23 protein-coding genes and 1 tRNA gene are annotated in these 24,782 nt (G+C 62.8%); 8 read left to right on the forward strand and 16 right to left on the reverse strand.

All coding sequences use genetic code 11. From position 1 onward, the window contains the following. Positions 1-9: 9 nt before the first annotated feature. Positions 10-3,063, reverse strand: a complete 3,054-nt coding sequence (locus tag BW38_RS0120490; RefSeq protein WP_161763227.1) for a fused MFS/spermidine synthase — start codon at positions 3,061-3,063, stop codon at positions 10-12. A 516-nt stretch (positions 3,064-3,579) separates the two neighbouring features. Here BW38_RS0120490 and BW38_RS0120495 point away from each other — a divergent pair. The 3 genes from BW38_RS0120495 to BW38_RS16550 all read left to right on the forward strand — a co-directional run bounded on the left by BW38_RS0120495 (position 3,580) and on the right by BW38_RS16550 (position 6,918). Further along, positions 3,580-4,452 (forward strand): glycosyltransferase family 2 protein, encoded by an 873-nt coding sequence (locus BW38_RS0120495; protein WP_032975170.1) that lies wholly within the window; start codon positions 3,580-3,582, stop codon positions 4,450-4,452. A gap of 101 nt (positions 4,453-4,553) precedes the next feature. After that, complete coding sequence (locus BW38_RS16555) at positions 4,554-5,678, forward strand: glycosyltransferase (protein WP_235189896.1); 1,125 nt, start codon at positions 4,554-4,556, stop codon at positions 5,676-5,678. After that, entirely contained in the window at positions 5,668-6,918 is a 1,251-nt protein-coding gene (locus tag BW38_RS16550) for an oligosaccharide flippase family protein (protein ID WP_032975172.1), read from the forward strand. Before BW38_RS16555 ends, BW38_RS16550 begins: the two co-directional genes overlap by 11 nt. Here BW38_RS16550 and BW38_RS16545 read toward each other — a convergent pair. Then, positions 6,881-7,996 carry a glycosyltransferase gene (locus tag BW38_RS16545; protein WP_032975173.1) on the reverse strand — a complete coding sequence of 372 codons (1,116 nt, stop codon included), beginning with the start codon at positions 7,994-7,996 and terminating at the stop codon, positions 6,881-6,883. The genes BW38_RS16550 and BW38_RS16545 overlap by 38 nt on opposite strands. Continuing rightward, positions 7,993-8,880: an FkbM family methyltransferase gene (locus BW38_RS16540; protein ID WP_051584899.1), complete on the reverse strand. Its 888-nt coding sequence runs from the start codon at positions 8,878-8,880 to the stop codon at positions 7,993-7,995. Before BW38_RS16540 ends, BW38_RS16545 begins: the two co-directional genes overlap by 4 nt. Positions 8,881-8,961: 81 nt before the next feature. Here BW38_RS16540 and BW38_RS16535 point away from each other — a divergent pair, with 81 nt between their 5' ends. Then, a complete protein-coding gene (locus tag BW38_RS16535) occupies positions 8,962-10,074 on the forward strand; it encodes a glycosyltransferase family 4 protein (RefSeq protein ID WP_032975174.1) in 1,113 nt (370 codons plus the stop codon). On the opposite strand, the gene BW38_RS16530 is transcribed toward BW38_RS16535, so the two are convergent. Genes BW38_RS16530 through BW38_RS16520 form a run of 3 tightly spaced genes read right to left on the reverse strand, consistent with a single transcriptional unit; the run spans position 10,068 to position 12,883 of the window. After that, positions 10,068-11,972, reverse strand: coding sequence for a hypothetical protein (locus BW38_RS16530; RefSeq protein ID WP_032975175.1), 1,905 nt, complete (start codon positions 11,970-11,972; stop codon positions 10,068-10,070). The genes BW38_RS16535 and BW38_RS16530 overlap by 7 nt on opposite strands. Then, on the reverse strand, positions 11,972-12,409 hold the full coding sequence (locus BW38_RS16525; RefSeq protein ID WP_313114357.1) for a pilin: 438 nt from the start codon (positions 12,407-12,409) through the stop codon (positions 11,972-11,974). The genes BW38_RS16530 and BW38_RS16525 overlap by 1 nt, the downstream gene beginning before the upstream one ends. A 60-nt stretch (positions 12,410-12,469) precedes the next feature. Next, positions 12,470-12,883: a pilin gene (locus BW38_RS16520; RefSeq protein ID WP_032975177.1), complete on the reverse strand. Its 414-nt coding sequence runs from the start codon at positions 12,881-12,883 to the stop codon at positions 12,470-12,472. 352 nt (positions 12,884-13,235) lie between these two features. Between BW38_RS16520 and BW38_RS16515 the strand changes: the two genes are divergently transcribed. Genes BW38_RS16515 through coaE form a run of 3 tightly spaced genes read left to right on the forward strand, consistent with a single transcriptional unit; the run spans position 13,236 to position 15,989 of the window. Next, positions 13,236-14,495 (forward strand): type II secretion system F family protein, encoded by a 1,260-nt coding sequence (locus BW38_RS16515; RefSeq protein WP_032975227.1) that lies wholly within the window; start codon positions 13,236-13,238, stop codon positions 14,493-14,495. A gap of 7 nt (positions 14,496-14,502) precedes the next feature. Further along, the gene (locus BW38_RS16510) at positions 14,503-15,366 is read left to right on the forward strand and encodes an A24 family peptidase (RefSeq protein ID WP_025874291.1); all 864 of its coding nucleotides are present in this window, start codon (positions 14,503-14,505) and stop codon (positions 15,364-15,366) included. Positions 15,367-15,377: 11 nt separating this feature from the next. Then, positions 15,378-15,989, forward strand: coding sequence for a dephospho-CoA kinase (gene coaE / locus BW38_RS16505; protein WP_032975178.1), 612 nt, complete (start codon positions 15,378-15,380; stop codon positions 15,987-15,989). Between the two features lie 52 nt (positions 15,990-16,041). Here coaE and BW38_RS16500 read toward each other — a convergent pair whose 3' ends face one another. The 10 genes from BW38_RS16500 to BW38_RS16455 form a co-directional block, all read right to left on the reverse strand. Next, positions 16,042-16,428 (reverse strand): hypothetical protein, encoded by a 387-nt coding sequence (locus tag BW38_RS16500; protein WP_025874288.1) that lies wholly within the window; start codon positions 16,426-16,428, stop codon positions 16,042-16,044. A gap of 564 nt (positions 16,429-16,992) precedes the next feature. Then, positions 16,993-18,363 (reverse strand): HAMP domain-containing sensor histidine kinase, encoded by a 1,371-nt coding sequence (locus BW38_RS16495; RefSeq protein WP_032975180.1) that lies wholly within the window; start codon positions 18,361-18,363, stop codon positions 16,993-16,995. Next, positions 18,326-19,003 (reverse strand): response regulator transcription factor, encoded by a 678-nt coding sequence (locus BW38_RS16490; RefSeq protein WP_025874286.1) that lies wholly within the window; start codon positions 19,001-19,003, stop codon positions 18,326-18,328. The genes BW38_RS16495 and BW38_RS16490 overlap by 38 nt, the downstream gene beginning before the upstream one ends. Before the next feature lie 8 nt (positions 19,004-19,011). Beyond that, the gene (locus BW38_RS16485; protein WP_025874285.1) at positions 19,012-19,485 is read right to left on the reverse strand and encodes a hypothetical protein; all 474 of its coding nucleotides are present in this window, start codon (positions 19,483-19,485) and stop codon (positions 19,012-19,014) included. An 89-nt stretch (positions 19,486-19,574) separates the two neighbouring features. Beyond that, positions 19,575-20,051 carry a hypothetical protein gene (locus BW38_RS16480; RefSeq protein WP_032975181.1) on the reverse strand — a complete coding sequence of 159 codons (477 nt, stop codon included), beginning with the start codon at positions 20,049-20,051 and terminating at the stop codon, positions 19,575-19,577. 255 nt (positions 20,052-20,306) lie between these two features. Further along, positions 20,307-21,185 (reverse strand): 30S ribosomal protein S6--L-glutamate ligase, encoded by an 879-nt coding sequence (gene rimK / locus BW38_RS16475; protein WP_025874283.1) that lies wholly within the window; start codon positions 21,183-21,185, stop codon positions 20,307-20,309. Between the two features lie 96 nt (positions 21,186-21,281). Further along, on the reverse strand, positions 21,282-21,512 hold the full coding sequence (locus BW38_RS16470; RefSeq protein ID WP_032975182.1) for a hypothetical protein: 231 nt from the start codon (positions 21,510-21,512) through the stop codon (positions 21,282-21,284). Positions 21,513-21,656: 144 nt separating this feature from the next. Beyond that, positions 21,657-22,061, reverse strand: coding sequence for a DUF805 domain-containing protein (locus BW38_RS16465; RefSeq protein ID WP_032975183.1), 405 nt, complete (start codon positions 22,059-22,061; stop codon positions 21,657-21,659). Between the two features lie 291 nt (positions 22,062-22,352). Then, a tRNA-Gly gene (locus BW38_RS16460) sits at positions 22,353-22,426 on the reverse strand. A 112-nt stretch (positions 22,427-22,538) separates the two neighbouring features. Next, positions 22,539-24,371, reverse strand: a complete 1,833-nt coding sequence (locus tag BW38_RS16455; protein ID WP_032975184.1) for an autotransporter domain-containing esterase — start codon at positions 24,369-24,371, stop codon at positions 22,539-22,541. A 207-nt stretch (positions 24,372-24,578) separates the two neighbouring features. On the opposite strand from BW38_RS16455, the gene thiS reads away from it, so the two are divergent. Beyond that, the gene (thiS, locus tag BW38_RS16450) at positions 24,579-24,779 is read left to right on the forward strand and encodes a sulfur carrier protein ThiS (protein WP_025874279.1); all 201 of its coding nucleotides are present in this window, start codon (positions 24,579-24,581) and stop codon (positions 24,777-24,779) included. Positions 24,780-24,782 lie beyond the last annotated feature (3 nt).

A 24,782-nucleotide genomic window follows, 5' to 3' on the forward strand; every position in this document is an offset into this window, starting at 1 on the left:
CTCCAACTATTATTTGCTTCCAGACCGCAAGCTTACGCTCTCAGTCGGATCGGTTCCCATACCTGGGGCCGGACTCGCCGCTGGGGCTTCCTGCATCGAAAGGCGCGCGAGCAGCTGCAGGATCGGGTCACTTGAAGCGATAGGTGGCAGGTGCGGGGTATACGTCGAGTGAAGGATCTTCGCCAGTTCCGGCTGCTGCGTCGCCAGGGCCGCATAATGCAGGCTTCCCAGTACGTAATGGCTTGCGATTTCACTACTCAATACACCACGCGCGCCCGGGCCGCCCAGCATCCGCTGCCCGATTGCCAGGACCGCTTCCTGGTCATCCTGCGAGGCTGCCGCAACCAGGGCGAAAGCATCCACTACTGCAGAATCCTTTGGGGCACATTTGACCCACGTCGGCTTCTGCCACAAGTCCACCTGATCCCCAGCCGCCATGAACGGCACGGTTTCAATCGCAAGCGAATAGATCATGTCGGCAGAACCCACCGGATCCTTATCCAACGAGCAAGCCTCTGCACGCGACCGAAGCACCTCTGCCTTCAGGGCATCGCTAGGCGTCACGTTAACCGTCAAGTTTCCCTTGCCATCAACGATAGATCGGCGAAGCTCACGCGCAGCCCGATTCTTGGAGACAACACGTAATGGCAGCCCACTTCCGCCAGTCGCTTCATCATTGATCGGCCGTCTGGAATGACCGGCAAGAAGCTTCGTAATCGGCCACGGAGCAACGCTGATTCCACCGAAGTCGGCAACTTGGTCGTTGCGGAATCTGGCTTCAGGCGCCTTCAGTTGCAGGAGCGGGAAGTAGTCGGAGTTGGCGCGTGCGGGGTATTGCTGAGTGAAGGCAATCAAACCACGACGGTCCATCACGAAGCTGTCCTGAAGGTCGTGCAATGTCTTCACTCCAACTCGAGCCAGGTCTGCCTGCAGGAGTTCGCTATTGAATGCATCGGCACCCAATGCCGGAATCCTGCCTTTCGGCGAAGCCACCAGGATCAGATCACTTTCATTGGCCAGATAGGCCCTTACGTCCGAAAAATTTGCCAGCATTCCAGTGATCACCGAGCTCACGAGCTGCGGGTTGATCTCGTACAGCTGTAGCCACTGAACGAACAAGCCGCCGGAATTCAGTTGTCCCGGGACGAATGAATAGAATTCCCTGCTGAAAAGGGACGCCGTACCCCCCATCCACGGGTTGGACGGTTCTGACACGATAAGATCGTATTTCGTCGGCGACGCGGAGAAATATGCCTTCGCATCATCAATGACGATGTTGGAACGAGGGTCTTCGTAGGCGCGCGCCACCTTGCTCCCGAAGTGACGGGCAGCCTCCACCATCGCCGGTTCGATTTCCACTGTATCCACACGGCCAACATTGCGACTGCCCAGCAACGAGTGGGTTGTCATGCCTGAGCCGAATCCAATGACACCAACATGTGGATACTCTGCCTTGAGCGAGAGAGGCAATGCAGCCAACAGGACCATGGTGGACTCGTCAATCGCAGGCGGCGCCGACGGATTGATCGTCAAGCCCGCGTCGACCTTTCCGTTAGTGGAAATCGAACGTGAGATCGCACCATCACCACGAGCGGGCTCCTCGTATACCGCTACCGTGGCCGTCTTGCCGTCCTTGGAGAAGATCACCTTGGTGCCTTCTGCCAGCATGGACCGACCATGCCTGTATACGGAAGAATTCAACATAAGCGGATCGAAGTGCACAAACATGAGGGCGCACGAAATGCCCGCCGCGGACAAGCCTGCCGCCCAAGCGATCTCCTTGCGCGCGCCAAACCCGGAAATCGAATAGCGCTTCAACAGCAGCATGCCCAACAGCAGATCAATCGCGGCCGCAACAGCCAGCGCCAGCTTGAGGCCCAAGCCAGGCAGCAGAAGGTGAGCCGCGAGAAGAATACCCACGATCGCGCCCAATGTATTGAAGGCGTACACCTGCCCGATTGCGCGCTCACCATGTCCCTGCCGCAGCAGCGCGAGGGTCAGCAATGGCAGCGTCATGCCGGCGAAGAACGCTGCGGGGAACATCACCAGTAGCGAGATGATTCCGCTGGCAACATTGTAGAGACCGTAGCCTTCACTGCCACGGACGATGACGCGCATGAGCCAGCCGACCCACTCGAACGAGTGGGCGTAGACGAACATGGACGCCAGTGCGGCCAGGCCCATCCACACCTGGACCCAGCCTGCAGTGCGCAGGGGAGAATCGAGGCTGTCCGCACGGGATCGCAGCCACAATCCGCCCATAGCGATGCCCGCGATGAACGCAGCCAGCATCAGTTCAAATGCATGGATGGTCGTGCCCAGGGCCAGCGAAAGCATGCGGACCCAGGTGATTTCGTACACGAATGACGACGCACCGGTCAGGGCGGCAACCAGCAGGACGAACATTGACAGGCGACGCCTTCTGCTGCCCTGCGCTCCATGCGAGGTCGCAACAATTGCCGGCGATTCCGATTTCGTCAGCGGATAGATGAAGATCGCAATGAGGACATTGAGCAATCCAGCCGTCATCATCGCGCCCGGCAGCCCTACGCCGGGCAGGAGCAGATAAGTGGCCACCAGCGCACCCGCAGCAGCACCGATGCTGTTGGAGAAGTACAGACCGGAGAGCACCTCCCCCTGTGCCCCCTCCTTGATGCGGATGAAGCCCGCGCTCATCAGCGGGAATGTAGCCCCCAGCAGTATGCATTGCGGCAGCACTAGAGCAGTTGCCAGGCTCCAGCGCACAAGCTGGACACCTTCAACGCCTATCCCCGGGAAGACGCTCGTGTACGCCCAGCGGGTCAACGCACCGTAGGCTGGATCAAAGGCAAGCCCGAACAGACCGATGATCAGCTCAATAGCCGCATATGCCAGCAAGGGGCGGGCAAGCAGCTCACTGCGCCGGCTGACAAGCCAGGCGCCGCATGCCATGCCGCCCATGAAAAGCAACAGGACGAGAGATTGCGCGTAGGAGGAATGTCCGAGGAACAGTCCCAGGTAGTGGGTCCAGATTGACTGGTATACGAGGCCTGAAAAGCCCGAAAGGACGAACAGCCACAACAACAGCACGCCACTAGGCGACGACGAAGATCTCAAGCCGTTCTCCCCGAATATCGTTGAATATAGGGCGCCCATATCCCCACAGGCACCCTGGTGACATCGTAACAGTTGCGTGCACTACCAGCGGCAGACCTTTAAGTGGCCCTAGCCAGACCCCGCCCCCATACACGGTGCGTGTCAGCCCTGCCGATGTATCGATGCCCCTTGAAGGCAACGAAATGGATCAACATCGAGGGAGTAAGGCTGCTTGACGGCGGCACCATCCAAGGACCATGCACCTTCAGCATTGCTGCGCAGTAGCTCCTTGCCCACGCACACTCCGGCCCGGGGTCGCCCACCGCTTCCAGTCCGATAGGCACACTGTGGGCTCCCCCTGAGGTGATCGCTCTCCCAAGCAGCCCCCCCCGGCCTGATCGGCGCACATGACGGCAATCAGCGACCGCATGAACTGTAACCGCCAGCAGCCCATTCAGGCACCATGGCGGAGTAAGATTGGACAGGGGAAAACGGGGACACGCATTGAATCAGCTCAGTATCATCCTGCCAGCAAAAAACGAAGCCGAAGGTCTTCTTCGCACGCTTCCGGCACTCCGCCAACTGTACGCTCACGCCGAGATCATCGTCGTGGATGACGGCTCCACTGACGCCACGGCAACCATAGCCCACGAGCAAGGCGCGCGGGTGCTTTCCAGCCCCTATTCCATGGGCAACGGCGCCTCGATCAAGCGAGGCGCGCGCATGGCCACCGGGGACATTTTGGTGTTCATGGATGCCGACGGGCAGCATAGCCCGAGCCACGTCGCCGTCCTGCTGGAAAAGCTGGAAGAGGGCTATGACATGGTCGTCGGTGCCCGCGACAGCAGCGGCCAGGCCAACGTGCACCGTGGCTTGGCCAACCGGTTCTACAACTGGCTAGCGAGCCACATGACGGGTTTTGAGGTCATGGATCTCACCTCCGGCTTCCGGGCCGTACGGGCAGGGCGTTTCCGCGAATTCCTGCACCTGCTGCCGAATGGGTTCAGCTACCCGACCACCAGCACGATGGCCTTCTTCCGCAGCGCCTACCCGGTAGCTTACGTCCCCATCCCCGTGGGCAAGCGAGTGGGCAATGGCAGCCACATCCGCCCCATCAAGGACGGCATCCGCTTTCTGCTGATCATCTTCAAGATCGCCACGCTCTATTCACCGCTCAAGCTGTTCGCACCCGTCGCAGCGGCGTTCTTCCTGCTGGGGCTGGGCTACTACGGCTATACCTTTACGACCATGCACCGCTTCACCAACATGAGCACTTTACTGTTCAGTGCGTCAGTGATCATCTTCCTGATCGGCCTGATCTCGGAACAGATCACCGGCCTGACTTACCTCGCGTCGCGCAAGGACTCCCAACCGTGACAGCAGGGGGCGGGGCCACTGCAGCCCTTCCAAAACTCCTGGTCGTGGCGTCCACCTATCCGCGCTGGCGAGGCGACCCGGAACCTGGATTCGTCCACGCCTTGAGCCGGGACCTGACCGCCCACTTCCAGGTCACAGTGTTATGCCCGCATGCCCCCGGTGCAGCCCACCGGGAGCATCTGGACGACGTACAAGTCATCCGCTACCGCTACGCACCCGAAGCGCTGGAACAGTTGGTCAACGGCGGAGGTATCGTTTCCAACCTGCGGCGGCGCCCGTGGACGCTGGCGCTGGTACCCAGCTTCCTGTTTGGCCAGTGGTGGGCCGTGCGACGCGAACTGCAGCGGCATCGCCACCACGCCCTCCACGTCCACTGGATCGTGCCACAGGGCTTGACCAGCGCCCTGCTTCCGAAACGGCTGCGGCCGCCGATGCTGGTCACTTCCCATGGCGGCGACCTGTTCTCGCTGCATGGCCGAATGTTCCAAGCGTTGAAGCGCTTCGCGCTTGCCCGCGCACAGGCAGCCAGCGTGGTCAGCGAAGCAATGGTCGCGCCGATGCAAGCGCTGGCGCCGCACCTACCCCTGTTGGTCTCCCCAATGGGCGTGGATCTGCAGCATCACTTCACGCACTCCACGGCTGCACGCGCAAGCAATGAACTGCTTTTCGTCGGCCGCCTGGTCGAGAAGAAGGGCCTAGTCTATTTGCTGGACGCGCTGCCCACAGTTCTCGCCCACCACCCTTGCACAACACTTACCGTCATTGGGGATGGCCCGGAACGCGAGGCACGGCAATCCCAGGTGGAAGCCCTAGGACTGCAGGACCATGTGCACTTCCTTGGCGCCCTGTCGCAGAACGCTCTGCCGGCGCATTATCAGCGCGCAAGTGCTCTGGTCGCCCCTTTCGTGCAGGCCCGCAATGGCGACCAAGAAGGGCTGGGGCTGGTCTCCGTCGAGGCTCTCGGCTGCGGCTGCCCGGTGGTAACCACTGACGTCCCTGCGGTACGCGATGCGTTCCCGACCGCCCCCCCGCGCTATCTGGCCCCGCAGCGCGATGCTGAGGCCCTTGCGAGCGTGCTGGTGCAGTTGTTGGATGCGCCGGAAGAGGCCGAAGCTTGGGCCCGATCTCAGCGCCCTGCCCTGCTGGCGCGATTCGATCACGCCGAAGTCGCCGCCAGGTATGCCCGGCAATTGCAGACCATCATGGAGGCAGCGAGTGCCCCTTGAATTGCCGCGTCTTGGCAAGCTGGCCAGAACCTCGATCTTGGTGATGTTCTGGCAGAGCGTCCGCATGGTCTGCCTGGCCGCTTGGATCCTCGTCGGTGCGCGCGTGCTGGGCGCGGACAACTATGGCCTTTTCTCCGGCACGGTCGGAACCGCGTCGGCCCTAGCTGGTCTGGTGGGGCTGGGCGGCGGCATGCTGATGTACCAGTACGCTGCTGCAGACCGCGCACGCTTTGCCCGTTACTGGAAACAGTGCCTGCTGCTCTGCCTGATGAGCGCGCCACCCCTTTCCCTCGTCTTCTGCCTGCTCAGTGCCGGGCTACTGTCATGGCCTGCGCTCTGCCTGGTCGCGCTTTCGGAAATCGTCGCGTTTCCCTTCGTGACCAATGCCGCGTTCGCCTTCTCCGCAAATGATCGGATGGGATGGTCAGCCGCGCTGCCTGCGCTGAATGCAATGCTACGGCTGGCCGCGATCTGCATCTTCAGTGCCCTGCCATCGTCCGCAGCCCTGACCGGTTATCTTCTGCTGCATCTGGCATCGGCCGCCTGCAGCGCATTATTCGCATTGCTGGCGGTGCGCCACCTACTGAAGCCAGGACCGGCGCAGCTGCAGATCAACCGTAGCGACCTGATCCATGGCACCGGCCATGCCGCCGCATGGAGCTCATCCGTGGGGGTAACCACCCTGGACAAATCCTTCGTGCTGCACACCGGCGGCAGCATGATTGCTGGCCAGTATTCGGCCGCCTACCGCATCGCCATGGTCCTGGCGATGCCACTAGATGCCATGGTGATGTCCGCCATGCCGCGTCTGTTCCGCGCCCAGCAGGACAATGTCCGTTACCGCCGTCTGGTCACCTCGATGGTACTGGCAGCGCTTGGTTACGGCGCCATCGCCAGCCTGGCTCTGGCCTATTGCGCCCACCTGCTGCCGCATCTGCTCGGCGGCGAGTTCACTGCCGCCATACCGGCCCTGCAATGGATGGGGCTGTTCGTCGCCGGCTACAGCCTGCGGCAGATCGGCTGCAACACGCTTGTAGGTCGAGGCTGGAAGATGCGCAGGTTCCTCATCGAAGCCCTCGGACTGATGCTGATGGCGGTGCTTTCGGCTCTATGGATACCGGCACATGGACTGCAGGGCGCAGTATGGATGATCATCACCGCCGAAGCCGTGATGGCCTCCCTTGCATGGCTGACCGTCCCCTTCAGCCCCGCGCCTGCATACGCACACGCGCAGCACTGAACAGGTCAAGGTACGCGCGGCAGGCGGCGTCGATGGAAAAAGCACTGCTGTGTGCCCGCAGTACCTCCGCAGGAACCTCACAGCGCCCGTCGACAACATTGCGCAGTGCCTGGGTCAGTGCAAACACATCCCCTACCGGCACCAGTTGCCCGTACTTTCCTGCACCGAGCACCTCGGCCGGGCCATGCGGACAGTCGGTGGACACCACCTGGACGCCGCAGTGCATGGCCTCAACCAAAACGTTGCCAAAGCCTTCGTAATCCGAACACAGCACCAGCGCCCTGCCTCGCGCTATCCACGGCAGTACGTCCGCTACACGCCCGGGCATCGCGACGTCCTTCTGCAAGGTGCTGGCCGCCACCCAAGCTGAAAGATGACGCCCCTCCTCGCCCTGCCCCAGTACCAGCAGGCGTGCCCGATGAGTCTGTCGCAACCGCGTGAACGCCTCCCACAACAGGTCCAGGCGCTTTTCCGCTGACAGACGCCCGGCATAGATCAACACCGGAACGCCATCATCGGGGAACGGCCACAGCTGCTTGGGCAAGGCTTGAGCGCGGCGAGATGCGCGCGTGATCGGATTGTGGATGACCTGCACCCTGGAAGCAGGAACGCCAAGCTCCCCTTCCATATCCCTGGCCAAGGCGGCGGAAACCGCGATCATTCCCTGTGCGGCTGGCATTACGATGCGCATCAGCCAGCGGATGATCTCCCGCTTGCAACGCGCGTAGCCACGCGCCGCCTTCCGCGGAGCGGACAGTGAAAGATGCTGGGCAATCACCACGGCTGTTGTGGGATACAGCAGTCGGCGCCAGAAAACGACCCAGATGGCCACATCATTGGCAGTGGTGACGACGACGAGGGGACGCTGCTTGCGAATCAGCCACGGCAGCCGCAGCAGCAGCTGCCAGGCACCGGCAGGTGCGATGAAGTCAACCTCGCCAGCATCTCCCGGCCCACCCAGATCGCGGCCCGCAATGATGCGCGCCGCCTCCCCTTGCTTCTTGAAGCCACGCAGCAGATTCAGCTGCACTCGCTCCAAGCCACCAGGCTCCCAGCGGCTGGCCAACAACCAGATCATGCCGCTTCGACCGCTCTGAGCGGCCCAGCGATACAGATGACATCCTGGTAGTCACGCAGGTCTGCAATTTCGATCCTGACCAATCGACCTTGGGCTTCCAGCCGGTGGAAGCGATATCCCAACGGCTGCAGAAACGTGAGGATGTCCCGGCTCTGATAACCCGCTGCCACGCAGGCCTGTTCCTGTACCTCAACGGCAATGACCGGGAGAAACCGACGCACGATGTTCAACCCACCCTGCAGGCACGGGAGCTCACCGCCTTCGATATCGATCTTCAGCAAATCCAGACGGGTCAGCCCGACGCGATGGGCGACGTCCTCCAGCGTAGTAATGTCGGCCACACCGACACAGCGATCCACGCTGGCATTTCCATACAGGCTGCCAAGGCCCTGGTTGAACTCCACTCCGTCGGTCTGCCCACAGGATGCGTATATCGGCAACTGACCGGCCTGGGCCGCGAGTCCTTGCCGGTGAACCTGTACTGTTTCCTGCAGACCATTGATCTGTACGTTGCGCTGCAACTGATCAGCGATCCCGGCGATGGGCTCGATGGCTATCACGCAGCCGCTTGGCCCCACGCGATTCGCGCAGACCAGGCTTATCTCGCCGATGTTGGCTCCGACATCGATCACGGTCATGCCAGGTTCGAGAATTCGATCCAGGAGTGAGACCAGGTGGATGTTGTAGTAGCCCATCCAGAACATGCGCCTTTGCATGTGCTCGGCAAGATCCAGTGACACGGTAAACCGGCCGTCGAAGTCATCAATGATCTGCCGCCCGCGCAAATGCCGGAACAGCCTGCGCAACGCACTCTGGGCCACGCCGGGCCGCTCGCCAACGCGCAGGCTGTTGCCCATCTGCCGAAGCACCGTCATCAGCCCCATCGCTTTTCCCCAAGGTGACTTTCCACCTGCAACTGCCCATCATGAGGTACTGCCCGCAAGAATAGCCCTACAGGTCCGTCCATGCATGTCCTCATGCTCTGCAAACGGCAGTACACCGGAAGGGATCTGCTTGATGACCAATACGGAAGGCTGTACGAACTGCCGGAGGGTCTAGCCCGCCATGGTTTCGCGGTCAGCGGCGTCACCCTGAGCTATCGCCCCCGGGCAGAACGGGAGCATCGATCCCCAGCGGGTGTGCATTGGAAATCGCTCAACGTCAGGCCCAAGGGTCTTCTTGCCCTGCCTGCTTCCATTCGGGACATCCACCGACGCAGACCCGTGGATGTCGTGCTGGCAGGCTCGGACGCCCCCTGCTGTATTCTCGGCAGTAAGATCGCAGAACGTCTCGGCGTGCCCTATGTGCTTGATCTGTACGACAACTACGAGAGCTTCGGACTGAGCCGTATCCCCGGCGTCACCACCGCCTTCAGGAACGCATGCGCATCGGCAGACGGGATCAGCGCCGTCACTCAGACGCTGGCCGACTACCTCCGCACCATCGTCAACCCATGGTTGCCCATTGAGGTGATTGGAAATGCGGTGCGAACCGATATCTTTCGCGCGCTCGACAAACAGGAATGCCGCAAGGCGATGGGCCTGCCAGCGCACGCGCGCTTGATCGGTTGTGCTGGTGCCATTGATGAAAGCCGGGGCATCGCCGACCTGTTCCAGGCATTCCAACAGCTGGCGGAACACGATCCCGACCTCCACCTGGTGGTTGCCGGGCCCGGGGACGGAACAGCCGCGCGCTTCGCGCACCCCCGCCTGCTGGATCTGGGTGTACTGGACTGGAAGCGCGTACCGATCCTTCTCAATGCGCTGGACGTAGCCATCACCTGCAATCGGGACTCGGCCTTCGGTCGGTACTGCTACCCGCTCAAGCTCGCCGAGAGCCTGGCGTGCCGGACGCCGGTGGTCGCCGCCGCTATAGGAGACGCCGGCGCACTGGTGGACAATGCGCCCGCCTGTCTCTATACGCCCGGAGATACCCGTGGCCTGGCTGGGGCCATCAGCGATCAATTGTTCAGCCCAAGGTACCCCGACTCAGTAGAAATATACGACTGGAGTCATCGGGCAACGGCACTGGCGGACCTACTCATCCGAGCAGTGGCGACGGCAGGCACCGCTCACTGAGGAGGCTTCGCGGGAGAAGCCACCGGCGGAGCAGTTTCGATTCCCAGCTGCTTCGCGGTCTGTCTGGCCACTGCGGCCTGCTGAAGGTGGCCTTGGCGTTCCATCGTAGAGATCATCTTCTGCACATAGTCAGGCGAACCCAAGCTTTGCTCTACTGCCTTGGCGAACGCCCAATCGGCCATTGCTGGATTACCAGCACGGGTCAGGGCGTAGTCACCGAACTGAGCGTAGCTGCTGGGCGGCAACGTGGTGCGATCAAACAATACACCAAAGGCTTCCATCAGTCGGCCATCATCCAATTCAAAACCTTCGTAACGACTGTTCATGAGCGAAAACAGTGCGCCTCTTACTTCTGGGGCAATAGGCTGTCGTCGCAACTTGCCAATCAGGCGCTGCCACCAGGCATCCGGGACCGGACGCCTCGCCTGGGTGGCCGCGAGGATCAATCCCTGGTCGCTGATGACCGAGCTCCCCGGCAGAGCGGCAGAGCGCTCGAACTGGCTGATGGCCAAGTCTACAAACGGAGAATCCGGATATCCGTCAGACATCTCCAGATAGATCGCACCCAGGTCGTTGGCCGCACGCGCCGAGCGCGGATTCTCCACCGCAAGGTCAGAAGCAAGCAGCAGAGGATCGCCCCATATGCTGGAACGGATCAACGATGCGCCTGACAGCAGTACGACAATCGCAGCCACGACCGCCCGGCGAACGAGAGGCGATCCAACACGGATGTTGACCATGATCGCCGCCACAGCCCAGAGGATACCCAACAGCGCAAGATAGTTGCGATGCTCGAAAATCAACTCAAGACCGATGACATTGCTGGTCAACAGATGGGAAACAAAGAACCAGAGCACCCCCAGACAGAGCAGTGGCGCCCTGCGTCTCAAAACAGAAACTCCCAGCACAAGCGTCAACAACACCAGGCCGGAGAGCAGGGTCGAAGCCGGATGCAACCAATCATGCGAGGGCTGGAAGTCGTCGTAATAGAAAGTCAGCGAGGTCGGTAGCGGCAGGAGTACTTGGGTCAGGTACATGCACAGGACGCGCAGCTGACTCAGCAGGCGCTCATAGGTTCCGAAATCGCGCCCGGGGTAATTGTCAACCCAGTAGGTCGGGACCACGACGAAGAGGAACCCCACTATCGCCACGATCAAGGCAACAGCGCAGAGCGACTTCCAAAAACGGATCACGTGCGGCGAGCGCGCCCTGAAATGCAGTACTCCCCACTCCAACAACACGCCATAGGCAGCGACCAGAACGCCCGATTCCTTGGCGAGCACCCCCAGCAAAGCGAGCGGCAGACATGCAACGAACCAAGGCCATGCGCGGCGCTCCTGCATCTGCTGAGTACGTGCCTGCAGGTAGCACAGCAGCGTACCGAGCATGAAGGTCGCCGCAAGCGTCTCCATCCGCTGCACGACATACAGCACGCTCGAGATCTGCAGGGGGTGAATGGCCCATATGAATGCCACGACAAAACTGATGCGCAGCGCCACAGTCGGCGTTGCGGTCTCCAGGAGGATCAGTATCCGGCGGGTCAGCAGCAGCACGAGCACAACGTTGACCAGGTGCACTAGCACGCCGATCAGTTTGTAACCCCAAGGGTCCAGCCCTCCCAAAGCGTGATTCAGCGCGAAGCCAGCCATCGACAGCGGCCGGGCGCCCAACAGACCGCCGGGCTCGAACGAGGTTGTCGCCTGCAGGATCGCCTGCCATGTCAACGAATCTGCATGGATAGCCCTGTTTTCAACGATGGTGCCGAAATCGTCAAAGAGGAAGGGGCCACGCATGCCGGGCCAGTAGATGCCGGCAACCAGCAGCAGGACAACCGCCAACCACAGGTAAGACGATGCGAACAGGCGCTTCGCGCGTGTGTCATTCGGAGGCAGCGCCATCAGTTGCAGTCGCGAGGCCGGGCGTAGGAGGGTATATCCGCATCGACCTTGCACTGCCAGACGCCTGACGAATTGCGTGCAATCTGCACCGTCTTGCCATTGATGATCGGATTGCCCTTGAGGCGGCAGCGGATGCTGCCGGTCTCCGACGAATCCATGCTCATGGTGCAGCGTGCGGTGCTGGACTGAAGGCCGATATCAGACAACTGAAAAGTGGTGATGTTATTGGCAAGTATCTGTGATTCGAACATGGTACGGCCGCCGGCCACCTCGGCCAGCCCCGCAGTTACCTGCGATTTCGCCACGAACATCTGGTACGCAGGCACGGCAATGGCCGCCAGAACCGCAATGATCGCAACCACGATCATCAGCTCAATCAACGTAAAACCACGCTCCCCAAGCATGGCGCCTCCCCTTGGATACTCTTGATTTTCCATGATGAAAAACGAAGAAGGGGGCGAATTCGCCCCCTTCTTCAAACACCTGCGAGCCCGCTATCAGCAGCCGGCCGGCTTGTAATCAGCCAGCTTGGCCGATGCGGTGCAGTTCCAGGCACCGGAAGCGTTGCGGGTGAGGGTGACGGTCTCGCCGACGACCTTCGGGTTACCCTTCAGGGTGCAGACGATCTTCTGGCCAGAAGCATCGCTCCAAGCGCCGCTCGGGGCAATGCCGCAACGCGGGGTGTTGGAGTTCAGACCAAGGTCAGCAGCCACCGGGCTACCAGTTTTGGTGCCCGACTGGATGCCTTCTTCGAAGGCAGTCACGCCGCCGCGGATGTCGGCCAGGCCGGCAGTGACCTGCGACTTGGCGACGTAGTTCTGGTAAGCCGGCAGCGCAATGGCGGCCAGGATCGCGATGATCGCGACGACGATCATCAGTTCGATAAGGGTGAAGCCCTTCTGGTTCTTCATAGTCGTACATCCCCAAGATTAGTGGTGGTTGAGTCAGTGCACAGGATCGGTCCGACCTTCGGCCGGCTGAGCGGGTCCTGCACCTGCGGGTGGATCAACGCAGGTTGCGTGCCAACCCCGGCACGCCTCCCCCTGGATTTCCCCGCGCCCATGATGGCAGCAATTTCGTGGATGGGAACCCCCCGTATGCGAATCTGCGATGGACGCGGCAATGTGACGCAGTGCGTCACCTTTGGTCGGCGGCCGGCACGAAATTGCATTCCGGCCCGCTCGGCAACTGCCCAGACGGCAATGAACCCGCTACCATCGGCAACTGGATGCCCGTCTGGGGATGGCGGGCCGGGGAGCCAACATGTCTGTCAGTCGCAGTGCGATCAAGAAAGAACCGGTGGCGCGCGCCACCATGGAGCTGCAGCCGTTTGTCTGGGAGGGGACCGACAAGCGGGGCGTGAAGATGAAGGGCGAGCAGTTGGCCAAGAATGCCAACCTGCTTAGGGCCGAACTACGCCGCCAAGGCATCAATCCGGGAACGGTGAAAACGAAGCCGAAGCCATTGTTCGGCGCCGCTGGTAGTGCGATCAAGCCCAAGGACATCGCCTTCTTCAGCCGTCAGATGGCGACAATGATGAAATCCGGTGTGCCCATTGTTGGCGCCTTGGACATCATCGCGAGCGGGCATAAGAACCCGCGCATGAAAAAAATGGTTGACTCCGTGCGTACCGACATCGAGGGCGGATCCTCCTTGTATGAGGCGGTCAGCAAGCATCCGGTGCAGTTCGACGAGCTCTACCGCAACTTGGTGCGGGCGGGCGAAGGGGCGGGTGTACTTGAAACGGTGCTGGACACCGTTGCTACTTACAAAGAGAACATCGAAGCCCTGAAAGGCAAGATTCGCAAGGCACTCTTCTATCCCGTCATGGTGATGGCAGTAGCGCTCTTGGTCAGCAGCATTCTGCTCGTTTGGGTGGTCCCGCAATTCGAAGATGTATTTAAGGGCTTCGGCGCCGAACTGCCTGCCTTCACTCAGATGATTGTCAACCTATCCAGATTTATGGTGTCTTGGTGGTGGTTGATACTGATCGCTTTAGTTGGAGGCATTGTTGGGCTGATCGCCGCCTACAAGCGCTCACCAAAGATGCAGCACGGAATGGATCGCCTGATCCTGAAGGTGCCAGTGATCGGCCAGATCATGCACAACAGCGCCATTGCGCGCTTCGCCCGCACCACGGCAGTGACCTTCAAGGCCGGTGTACCGCTAGTGGAGGCGCTCGGCATCGTGGCTGGCGCTACCGGCAACACTGTGTACGAAGAGGCGGTGCTGCGGATGCGCGATGACGTGTCTGTCGGCTATCCGGTCAACGTATCCATGAAGCAGACCAACCTGTTCCCGCACATGGTCATCCAGATGACCGGTATCGGCGAAGAGGCTGGCGCCCTGGACGCCATGCTGTTCAAAGTGGCTGAATACTATGAACAGGAGGTCAACAATGCTGTTGACGCCCTGAGCAGTCTGCTGGAACCGATGATCATGGTATTCATTGGTACCATCGTCGGCGGCATGGTCATCGGCATGTACCTGCCGATTTTCAAGCTCGCTTCCGTCGTCGGATAAAACATACATGGCATTTCTTGACCAGCATCCCGGCCTCGGCTATCCCGCCGCGGCCGGCCTGGGACTGCTTCTGGGCAGCTTCCTGAACGTCGTCATCCTGCGCCTGCCCAAGCGGCTGGAATGGCAGTGGAAGCGCGATGCGCGCGAGGTTCTGGAGGAGCCGGACTTCTACGAACCGCCCCCGCCGGGCATCGTGGTGGAGCCCTCGCACTGCCCGCACTGCAAGCACAAGCTGGCCTGGTACGAGAACATCCCGCTGTTCAGCTGGATGATCCAGGGCGGCAAGTGCCGCCACTGCAAGGCGCCCATCTCCATCCAGTACCCGCTGGTGGAGGCCCTGACCGCGGTGATGGTGCTGGCCTGTGTGTGGCAGTTCGGCTTCGGCTGGCAGGGCTTCGGTGCGATCGTGCTGACCTGCTTCCTGATCGCCCTGTCCGGCATCGACCTGCGCACCCAGCTGCTACCGGATCAATTGACCCTGCCGCTGATGTGGCTGGGGTTGATCGGCAGCATCGACAACCTGTACATGCCCGCCAAACCGGCCCTGCTCGGCGCCCTGCTGGGCTACCTGTCGCTGTGGTCGGTGTGGTGGCTGTTCAAGCAGCTGACCGGTAAGGAAGGCATGGGCCACGGCGACTTCAAGCTGCTGGCCGCGCTGGGCGCGTGGTGCGGCATGAAGGGCATCCTGCCGATCATCCTGATGTCGTCGGTGCTGGGCGCCCTCATCGGCTCGATCTGGCTGTACAGCCGTGGCCGTGACCGGGCGACGCCGATCCCATTCGGCCCCTACCTGGCCTTGGCCGGCTGGTTGTTCTTCATGTGGGGCGAGCCCCTGCTGAACCAGTATCTGGTGATGAGCGGGCTGCGCTGAGGGGAGTCCCCATGAGCCAGTATGTGGTGGGCCTGACCGGCGGCATCGCCTCGGGCAAGAGTGAGGTGACCCGGCGCTTCGAGGCGCTGGGAATTGTCGTGGCCGACGCCGACCTGGCCGCGCGTGCGGTGGTGGCGGTGGGCAGCCCTGCCCTCGCCCTGATTGCCGAGCGCTTCGGTGCGGACATGCTGCTCGCCGACGGAGGTCTGGACCGAGCGCGCCTGCGTGCCCACATCTTTGCCGACCCGGCCGAGCGGACGGCGCTGGAAGCAATCACGCACCCGGCCATCCGCCGGCTGATGCAGCAGCAGTGCGAGCAGGCCGCCAGCCCCTATGCGCTGGCGGCGATCCCGCTGCTGACCGAAGTGGGCGGTCGCCAGGCCTATCCGTGGCTGGACCGGGTGCTGCTGGTGGATGCCCCGGAAGCCGTGCAGCACGCCCGGCTGATGCAGCGCGACGGCATCGACGCCGCGCTGGCTGACCAGATGATCGCCTCCCAAGCCACCCGCGCGCAGCGCCTGGCGCTGGCTGATGACGTGGTCGTCAATGATGGCCATCCGGATGACCTGCAGGCGCAGGTCGAGCAGTTGCACGCGCGGTACCTGGTGTTGGCGGCAGGGTAATCCTGCAGGTCTATCGGCACCGCGCGAACGCGCATCCACGCATGGCGTGGATCTACTCCAGCTGCTGGCGGGCGTAGCGGGCCAGTTCGCGGGCGGCCAGCAACAGACCTTCCACTACATCCGGCGGCAGTTGCTGGCCTGCGCTGCCCTGCACGCGTGCCGCTTCGGCGGCGTGCAGCATCTGGATCAGCGCATTGAGACCGGCCAGGGTACGGCTGAGGCTGGCCAGGGTTACGGCCTGCGACGGACTGAGACCGGTGCCCTTCCGGGTCTGGCCATCGGCGTTGTCGCGGCCATCCATGCGTGCCATCAGCGCGGGCAGCAGGTCGCTGGGTTCGGCCAGTACGTCTTCGATGCGTTCGGCGATGTCGGCCGGCAACTGATCGGCGGATTCGCCAACCAGGCGGCGCAGGTTCGGATAGGTAGTGCGTGCAGACATGGCAATGCTCCTCGCAGACGGCAAGGCCACCCGCGAATGCGGGGTGGCGGACGGTGCGGGTTGGCGTACCGGAGACCCAACTACTCAACAGCAAGGAAAAAGACTCCAGCGGATTCTGGTGAATCCCCACGCACCGCCCGCCGAAGCAAGAGCATGCGGTGCATTTTCCATGATGGCCTGAGCGCATCAGGAGCTGTTGAATTGTCGGGTTTATTCGGGACGCCAATCCCGGCCGGGGCGATGACCCCGACCGTGCCATCTCGCCAGCTGCATGCATTGCGGTCATGAGGCGAAAACGCCATGCGGGCCAGCCGTCTGCGGAACCGTGCGGTGTGACACGCGCAGGGCGCGGAATGCATCACGCAGGTGTCGTGCTGGACCAGAAATGCCGCGCCTTCGCGGAAGCTGCATTGGCGTTGCATGCGACATTTCGCGCCGAGTGGGAGATTTTGGCGACGGATGGATTTGTGCCGACCAAGGTCGGCACCCACCAGATCAGCATCGGCGACCGGAGGATTCGTGCCGACCAAGGTCGGCCCCCAGCAAAGCAGCAGCCAGAATGGGTTACAGCGGCTTCGGCGAGAACGTCAGCGTTGCGATCACGCCACGGGCGCCGCCCGGGCGCACGCTCACCTGCCAGCCGTACAGATCGCACAGGCGGCTGACGATCGACAGGCCAATGCCACCGCCCTGCGAGTGGCCGGCATGGGTACCGCGGTAGCCGCGCTGGAACAGCTTGGCGGCATCTTCCTCGCTCAGGCCCGGCCCGCTGTCGGTCACCGACACGGCGTTGGCGCCCACATGCACGCGCACCTCGCCATCCTGCGAATACTTCACCGCATTGCCGATCAGGTTGCCCAGCGCCACCGACAGCGCCGCTTCGGGGGCATCGATGACCAGATCGCGTTCGCCATCCAGGTGCAGCTCCAGCGGCTTGCCACCCAACTGGGCGCGGTGCGCGTCCAGCAGCTGTTCGGCCACCCGGGCTACATTGCTGCTGCCCTGCCCGCGTTCGTTGCGCGACAGCAGCAGCAGCGCGCCGATCAGATCGCTGCACTGCTGCTCGGCACGCTGGATGCGCTGCAGGCGCTGCAGCACCTTTTCGTCCAGGCCGGGGCGGGTCAGCAGAAGCTCGGTGGCGCCACGGATCACCGCCAACGGCGTGCGCAGCTCGTGGCTGACATCGGCATTGAACTCACGGTCGCGCTGCACCACTTCGGTCAGCCGCGAGGAATAGTCATCCAACGCCTGTGCCAACTGGCCCACTTCGTCATCCGGGAAGCGCGGCGCCAACGGCTCGGGCTCACTGGTACCGCCACGGTACGCACGCAGGCGCGCGGCCAGATCCGAGACCGGCTTCATCACCTTGGAGGCCGACCACCAGCCCAGCACCAGCGACAGCAGGCTGAATACCAGCACCGACAGGAACAGCGCGCGGTTGAGCTGCTGCCCACCGCGGACGCTGTCGGTCATGTCGTAGGCCAGGAACGCCCACGCATCGGGAGTCTTGCGCACGGCCAGCTTGTAGGAATAGCGCTCGCCGCGCTCGTCCACACCGCCCATGTTGTACAGGCCGTCCTTGAACTCGTACCAGTCCGGCTCCTCCTCGCGCAGGGCTTCGAACTTGTCCGGCTTGATCAGGCGCGCGCGCATCTGCTGCACCGGCAGGTCGGGGTTGCGGTCCGGGCTTTCGTAATAACGCCGCACGTACTCGCTGATGTTGCGGTTCATCACGTCTTCCACCAGCTGGTTTTCCACCCGCATGCGGGCCCAGTTGGTGGCGAACGCGAACAGTGTCGTCAGGCAGAAGCCCAACAACACGAACGAGACGATGATGCGGCTGCGCAGGCGCCGCCGATAAGGCGTGCGCCGGCGCTCCCCCTTGCTTGCCACAGAATCAGGCTTCCGGCGTAGCGATGCGGTATCCGATGCCATGGCGGGTCTGGATCATCGGCACTTCAAAGGGCTTGTCCACCACGGCGCGCAGGCCGTGGATGTGCACGCGCAGCGAATCAGAGTCCGGCAGCTCTTCGCCCCAGACACGGGTTTCCAGCTCCTGCCGGGTGACCACGGCCGGGGCCGCTTCCATCAGCGCCTGCAGGATCTTCAATGCGGTCGGGTTGAGCTGCAGCAGCTTGCCCTGGCGGCGCACTTCCAGCGTGTCGAGGTTGTATTCCAGGTCACCGGTTTCCAGCACGCGGGTCTGCACGCCCTTGCCGCGACGCGACAGGGCGTTCAGACGCACTTCCACTTCCTGCAGCGCGAACGGCTTGATCAGGTAGTCGTCAGCACCGGAATCGAAGCCGGCGAGCTTGTTGTCCAGCGAATCGCGCGCGGTCAACATCAGCACCGGGGTCTGCTTGCGCGCTTCGTTGCGAAGCTTGCGGCAGACCTCGATACCGTCCATGCCCGGCAGGTTGAGGTCCAGGACAATCGCGTCGAACTCGTGCACGACAGCCAGATGCAACCCGGTCACTCCGTCGGCAGCGAAGTCCACGGTGTGGCCCCGGTCCTCCAGGTAGTCGCCCAGATTGGCCGCAATGTCGCTGTTGTCTTCGATTACCAGGATTCTCACTGTCACCTCTAATTGACGAATTTACCGACGCGCTGGGCCTGGCCCATGTCGCGCTGTGCCTTGTCCTTCTGCCGAGCACGCTCGGCGACGGTCATGCATTGCGTGGACGACATGTTGGAACCAATGGTCTTCTCACGTCGGCATATTAGACGACTATCTTCACGCGCCTGTGTCAAAACGGTGTTCACGACCTGCTGATCGTTGAAGACCTCAGTTCGTACCGATTCAGGCATCGCGTCCTTGGTCGGGTACTGCTCGGCGGCGGCACGGATGCGAACCAGGGTCTCGCGGACCTTGCCGCGCTCTTCCTGACGCAGCTCGGAATAGGTTTCGCCATCGTTGAGCTCGATCTCGATGCGCTCTACCTGCTGCAGCAGCGGCTTGCCCGGCAGGAATACCTCTTCGGCACTCTTGGCCCCTGCCGAGGCAGCGACCAGAGCCAACGCCGAAACCAGAACCGCTGATATCACTGGATGCTTCATGACAAACGAATCCCTGTCTGAGGTGAACGCCGACTGTATGCGGATGCCCGCTCTGCCAGCAAGTGCTGGCCGGCAGGGTGCAGGCGGCCTTAAAGCTTGGAGTCCGGGTTCAAGTTGCTGTAGGTGCGCTGGTCGTTGAGCAGGGCCTTGCCCTTCTCTTCGATGCGGCGCCGTTCGGCCACGGTCATGCAACGGCTCTTGGGCATGTTGCTGCCCGTGGTGCGCTGGTACGAGCAGATCTGGCGGCTGTCGTCGTGGGCGCGCGTCAGGATGCCGTTGACCCGCTCCTGATCGTTGAAGACGTCGTTCTGCACCTGCGGTGGCAGCTCCTGGACGGTCTGCCGGTCGCCCATCCGCTGGGTGATCCGCGCCAGTGCCTGCTGGACCTGACTGCGGTCCTCGGCGGAGATTTCGTTGTAGTCGCCCTGCTGCAGGGCTTTTTCGACCTGGCGGACCTGCTCGGCCACCGGGGTCTGGCGGTCCATCTGCACAGCCGCCTTTTCCGGCTTGGCCAGTGCAACGCCAGGCAGGCACAGCAACAGCACGATCATCGTGGTGCGGTACATCGCCAACCTCCCGATCCTTCGGAACGAAGGCCCAACTCTACGAGTGTCCCCACGTGCCCACAAGGGCCCCTTGGCAGGGGGACACAGGGCATAAAAAAGACCCAGGCGGTGCACCCGCCTGGGCCTGAAGTTGTATCCCGATACCGATCCTGCTGAGAGGCAGAGCTGCGGTTCGTTGAAGGCTACGCCCGCGGCGATTAAAGCAGTGTTAAACCCGCCAACCCTGCCTGAATTTAATTTCAAGCCACTGAAATATCAGGATTTTTTGATCTTCTCGACGTGTTCGATGATGCGTGCAGCCACATCCACCCCGCAGGCGGCCTCGATCCCTTCCAGACCCGGGGTTGAGTTCACCTCCAGCACCAGCGGGCCGCGCTCGGAGCGGATCAGGTCCACCCCGCAGACGCCCAGCCCCAGCGCCTTGGCCGAACGCACCGCCACCTGCTGCTCGGCCCGGCTGGCCTTGGACGCCACCGCCGTGCCGCCGGCATGCAGGTTCGAGCGGAAATCCCCCTCCGGCGCCTGGCGCTGCATCGACGCCACCACCTGGTCGCCGACCACGAAGCAACGCAGGTCGGCGCCCTTGGCCTCGCCGATGAACTCCTGCATCAGGAAGTTGGCATACAGGCCACGCAGGGCTTCAACGATGCCGCGCGAGGCGCTGGCCTTCTCGGTGAGGATCACGCCACGGCCCTGGGTGCCTTCATTGAGCTTTACCACATGCGGCGGCGGGCCGAGCATGGACAACAGGTCGACGGTGTCATCCGGGTTGTCACCAAAGACGGTGACCGGCATGTCGATGCCCTTGGCCGCCAGCAGCTGGTGCGCCCGCAGCTTGTCGCGCGAGCGCAGGATCGCGTCGGACGGATTGGGCGTGCGTGCGCCCATCAGTTCGAACTGGCGCAGCACGGCGGTGCCATAGCGGGTGACCGAAGCGCCGATGCGTGGGATGACCGCGTCCACGCCGGTCATCGGCCGGCCCTTGTAGTGCATGGAAAAGCCGTCCGCGGCGATGCGCATGTAGCAGCGCAGGGGGTCCAGGATGCGCACGGTATGGCCGCGCGCGCGCGCGGCCTCGACCAGCCGACGGGTGGAGTACAGCCGGGTGTTGCGGGACAGGATGGCGAGCTTCATCGCAGTGGGATCGGTCGGCAGGCGCGAAGCATAGCGTGGCAGCGTTGCGACCGGATGATGTTGCCTGGCGGCACCACCGCGTGCCGGGCTTCCCCTTCATTCCGCCGCTGGATAGCCGCGTGCGGCCTCGCCCAGAGCGGCGATGCACGCCATCTGGACAGTCGACCCGCCGAAGGCATCCTTGTAAATCTCCACGATGCGCTGCGCGGCCTCCGGCCCACCTGCCCTGCCCAGGGCGCGCACCGCTTCAACCTGTTTGGCCGAGCCAATTCCCGCGGAAAGGAATATCTGATGCAGTTCGTTGACCAGGTCGTTCCTGCGTTGCATGCCGGCGTGCTCCTTGAAATGAGGGCAACACGCTAGCGGAGGGCAAGTCGGGGGGACATACGGATTGTTGGAATCTGCCTTGCACGCTCGGACGCGAAGTCCGCACTCTCAAGCAGGCACCGGCAAACGCTGCGCCAGATACTTTCAGCCCCCCGACAATCCCTGCGTCCCGCCAAATCGATTCTCTTCCTCGCTACCGGGCAGCAGCATGACCGGAAACAGAACGAACACCCCCAAAGGAACGAAGGCAATGACAACAAACCATCCCGACTCATCAATGTCGTGCAACCTGCGCACGGTCAGTGCGAGCATGGGCGGGAGGAAAGATACCAGCGCGACCGTTGCCAGGCCCTGCCCCACGCTATTGAGACGCAAGCCCAGTTCCCAATTGTAGAACCGTGTGCCGATCAGCCAGTAGCCAGCTTCCATCAAGCTGTAGCTCAGCGCGGCCAAGAAAGCGGCAAGCAGGAAGAACGACCAGAACTCTGTCCGGTTGGATCGTCCCGAAAAATCAAAGCATCGCCTGATGGGCACAAGTGCAGCGATCATTCACGCTCCGGACAACGAACGATTGATACCAATTGTTGACGGATTTCTAGCATGTCCGATCCCAGCAAGAACTGAACCTGTCCGTGTGACTGGATCGAGCAGACCGCAAGGTCGCAGAGGAGGCTTTCCAGCGCTAAGGACGGTCGCGCGGCGCTGAGCCAAGGAAAACTCACCTGGCAGCATGCCCGCGATCACTGTGCGGCAAAGCGGATCGAAGTGCCCGAGCCGAGGCGCTGTCGCGCTGGCTGGGTAGCGCGGAGCGGCTGACACGCCGCAAACCGCTGGAAGACATGGAGCGGGCGAAGGGAATCGAACCCTCGTCAGTAGCTTGGGAAGCTACAGCTCTACCATTGAGCTACGCCCGCGTTGCCCGACAAGTCTATGCGGGGCACGTGTTCAAACGCAACGGGCAGGCCCTTGCAGCTTGCCCGTGACGGTGACGGTGACGGCAGGCCCGCAGGCCTGCCGTCGTGTGCATCAGAAGCTGCCGCTGAAGCTGGCAAACAACGTCGCGTCCTGCGCACGCTTCTGCAGGGTGGTGGCGCTCAGGCCGATGTTGCTCTGCAGGCCGAACAGCTCCATGCGCGCGCCCAGGATGGCGGTCGCATAGTTCTTGTCGAAGTCCATGCCTGGCACGCGGTACATGCCCACGTCCGGCAGGCTCTGCACCCAGGCGCTGGCCTGCTTGGTGTCTTCGAACTCGTGGTCGTAGGTCACCTGCACGTACGGCTTGACCGCACCGCCGTCAAAGCGGGCCTGCCAACCGATACGGCCTACAGTGGAGTCGACATCCTGCTTGCCGTAACCCAGTGCAGTAGCCAGGGTGCCGGCGTTGGCGCTTTCGGTGTAACCGTCGATCTTGACCTGCTGCCAGATCACCGAGGCGATCGGGCCGTGGCGGAAGCCGCCTTCGGTGCCGAACTCGTAACCGGCGTTCAGGGCGGCGGTCAGGTTGCTGCCGTCCGGCGAGCCACCGTGTTCGCGGGTGGCCGGGCCGAGCTGGACCTTGCGGTTCACGTCATAGGACAGCCAGGTGTAGCTGACCTGGCCATTGACCCACATGCGGTCGCCGTACCAGCCGGCGAACAGACCGGCGGTGGTGTCCTTCTGGGTGAAATCGCCACGGCTGTTGCCGAAGTCGGCATTCAGGCGGCCAAAGCCGGCGAAGCCGCCGAAGACCATGCCGTCACGTGCCCAGTCGACACCGAACAGGCCGGCCGGGGCCAGGCCGTCGTACAGATCGGCGTGGTCGTAGCGCTGCATGTCACCGCGCACGCCGCCCCACCAGGACATCCCGTCGGCCGGACGGCCGGCCTGGTGCAGGCTGACCTGGTCGGCGCGCGAACGGCCGATGGTCTGCGCCGAGTGGCTCAGCACCTGCTGCAGGCGCGGGCCTTCCAGGATCGAGATGGCGTACTGGCCCAGCATCTGGTGCGCGGCCGAGGTCGGATGCACGTCATCGGCGAAGAGATAGCTGCTGGCCGCGTCCGGACGGGCATAGGCCAGCGGGCTGCAGGTCAGTGACGAAGCCACCAGGCAGGCGCGGCCGGTGACGTTGCTGAAACCATACATGCCCGGATTGGCGATGATTTCATGCAGCAGGGTGTAGGTATCGAGAGGGATGAAGTCGATACCGGCCTGCTTCAGGCCACCGTACAGCGCAGTGTTGTACGCGGTAGACAGGGCCGTACCCTGCGCTTGACCCGCCGCACCGCGGTCGATGAACCCGGGGGTGATACCGACGTCGGGCAGGTTCGGCACCAGCACATACTGCGCGCCGGCCTGCTTGAGGCTGGCCACGATGCCGATCTGGTCGGTCACCGCTGCGCCAATCACGGCCGGGGCCTGGGCCGGAGCGGTGATCGAGAACAGGTCGTTGGCGCCCCCCCACACGGTGTACAGCGCATTCGGGTCCGCCTTGCCACCGTTGGCGGCGAGATACCTGGCCATCTGCGTCTTCAGCGACGGCACCGGCACGTTGCCGAAGGCCGGCTGGGTCAGGTCGGTACCCACGCGGGCACCGCCGACAGCGTAGTTGTCACCGGTCTGGCCGTTGCCGTTGGGGGACGCATTGGTGCCGTAGTAATCGGCGACGAACTGCGCCCACTCCCAACCGGGGTTGGTGGTGAACTGGCCGGCGACCGGACGCGCCTCCGCCGGCAGCAGGGGACGGTAGTAGCCGCTGTCGGTGAGGCTGTCACCGAAGAACACGGTACGGGTGAACGGGGATTCGCCTGCCATGGCCGGCAGCGCGGCCAGCGCGATCGCGGCCGCCATGAGGGAGCGGATCGGGCGTTTGCTGAGCAGCATGTAAAAACTCCTGTGGGGATATCGTTTGAGGATCCGACGCACGTACGCCGGCGCACGGTGAATGGTTTCACTGCGCCGCCAATTGCTCACGCTGCGCCGCCGCATGGATTGTCGCTCGAGCCAGGCCCGGCGGGCTTTGCCGGTGCGGGCGTAGCGCAGAACTTGCAACGGTTCCGATGCGAACCGGCAATCAGCGACAATGGCCCCATGAACATCCAGCTCAATGGCGAACCCCGCACCCTGCCCGCTTCAGCGACCCTCCTGGACCTGCTCGCGGCCGAGCAGCTGTTGCAACGCCGGGTGGCGGTTGAGGTGAACGGCGAGATCGTCAGCCGCAGCCGTCATGCCGAGCATGTGCTGGCCGAGGGCGATGTGGTGGAGATCGTGCATGCCCTGGGCGGCGGCTGAGGC

This window comes from Stenotrophomonas sp. RIT309 (assembly GCF_000632045.1).
Taxonomy (GTDB): Bacteria; Pseudomonadota; Gammaproteobacteria; order Xanthomonadales; family Xanthomonadaceae; genus Stenotrophomonas; species Stenotrophomonas indicatrix.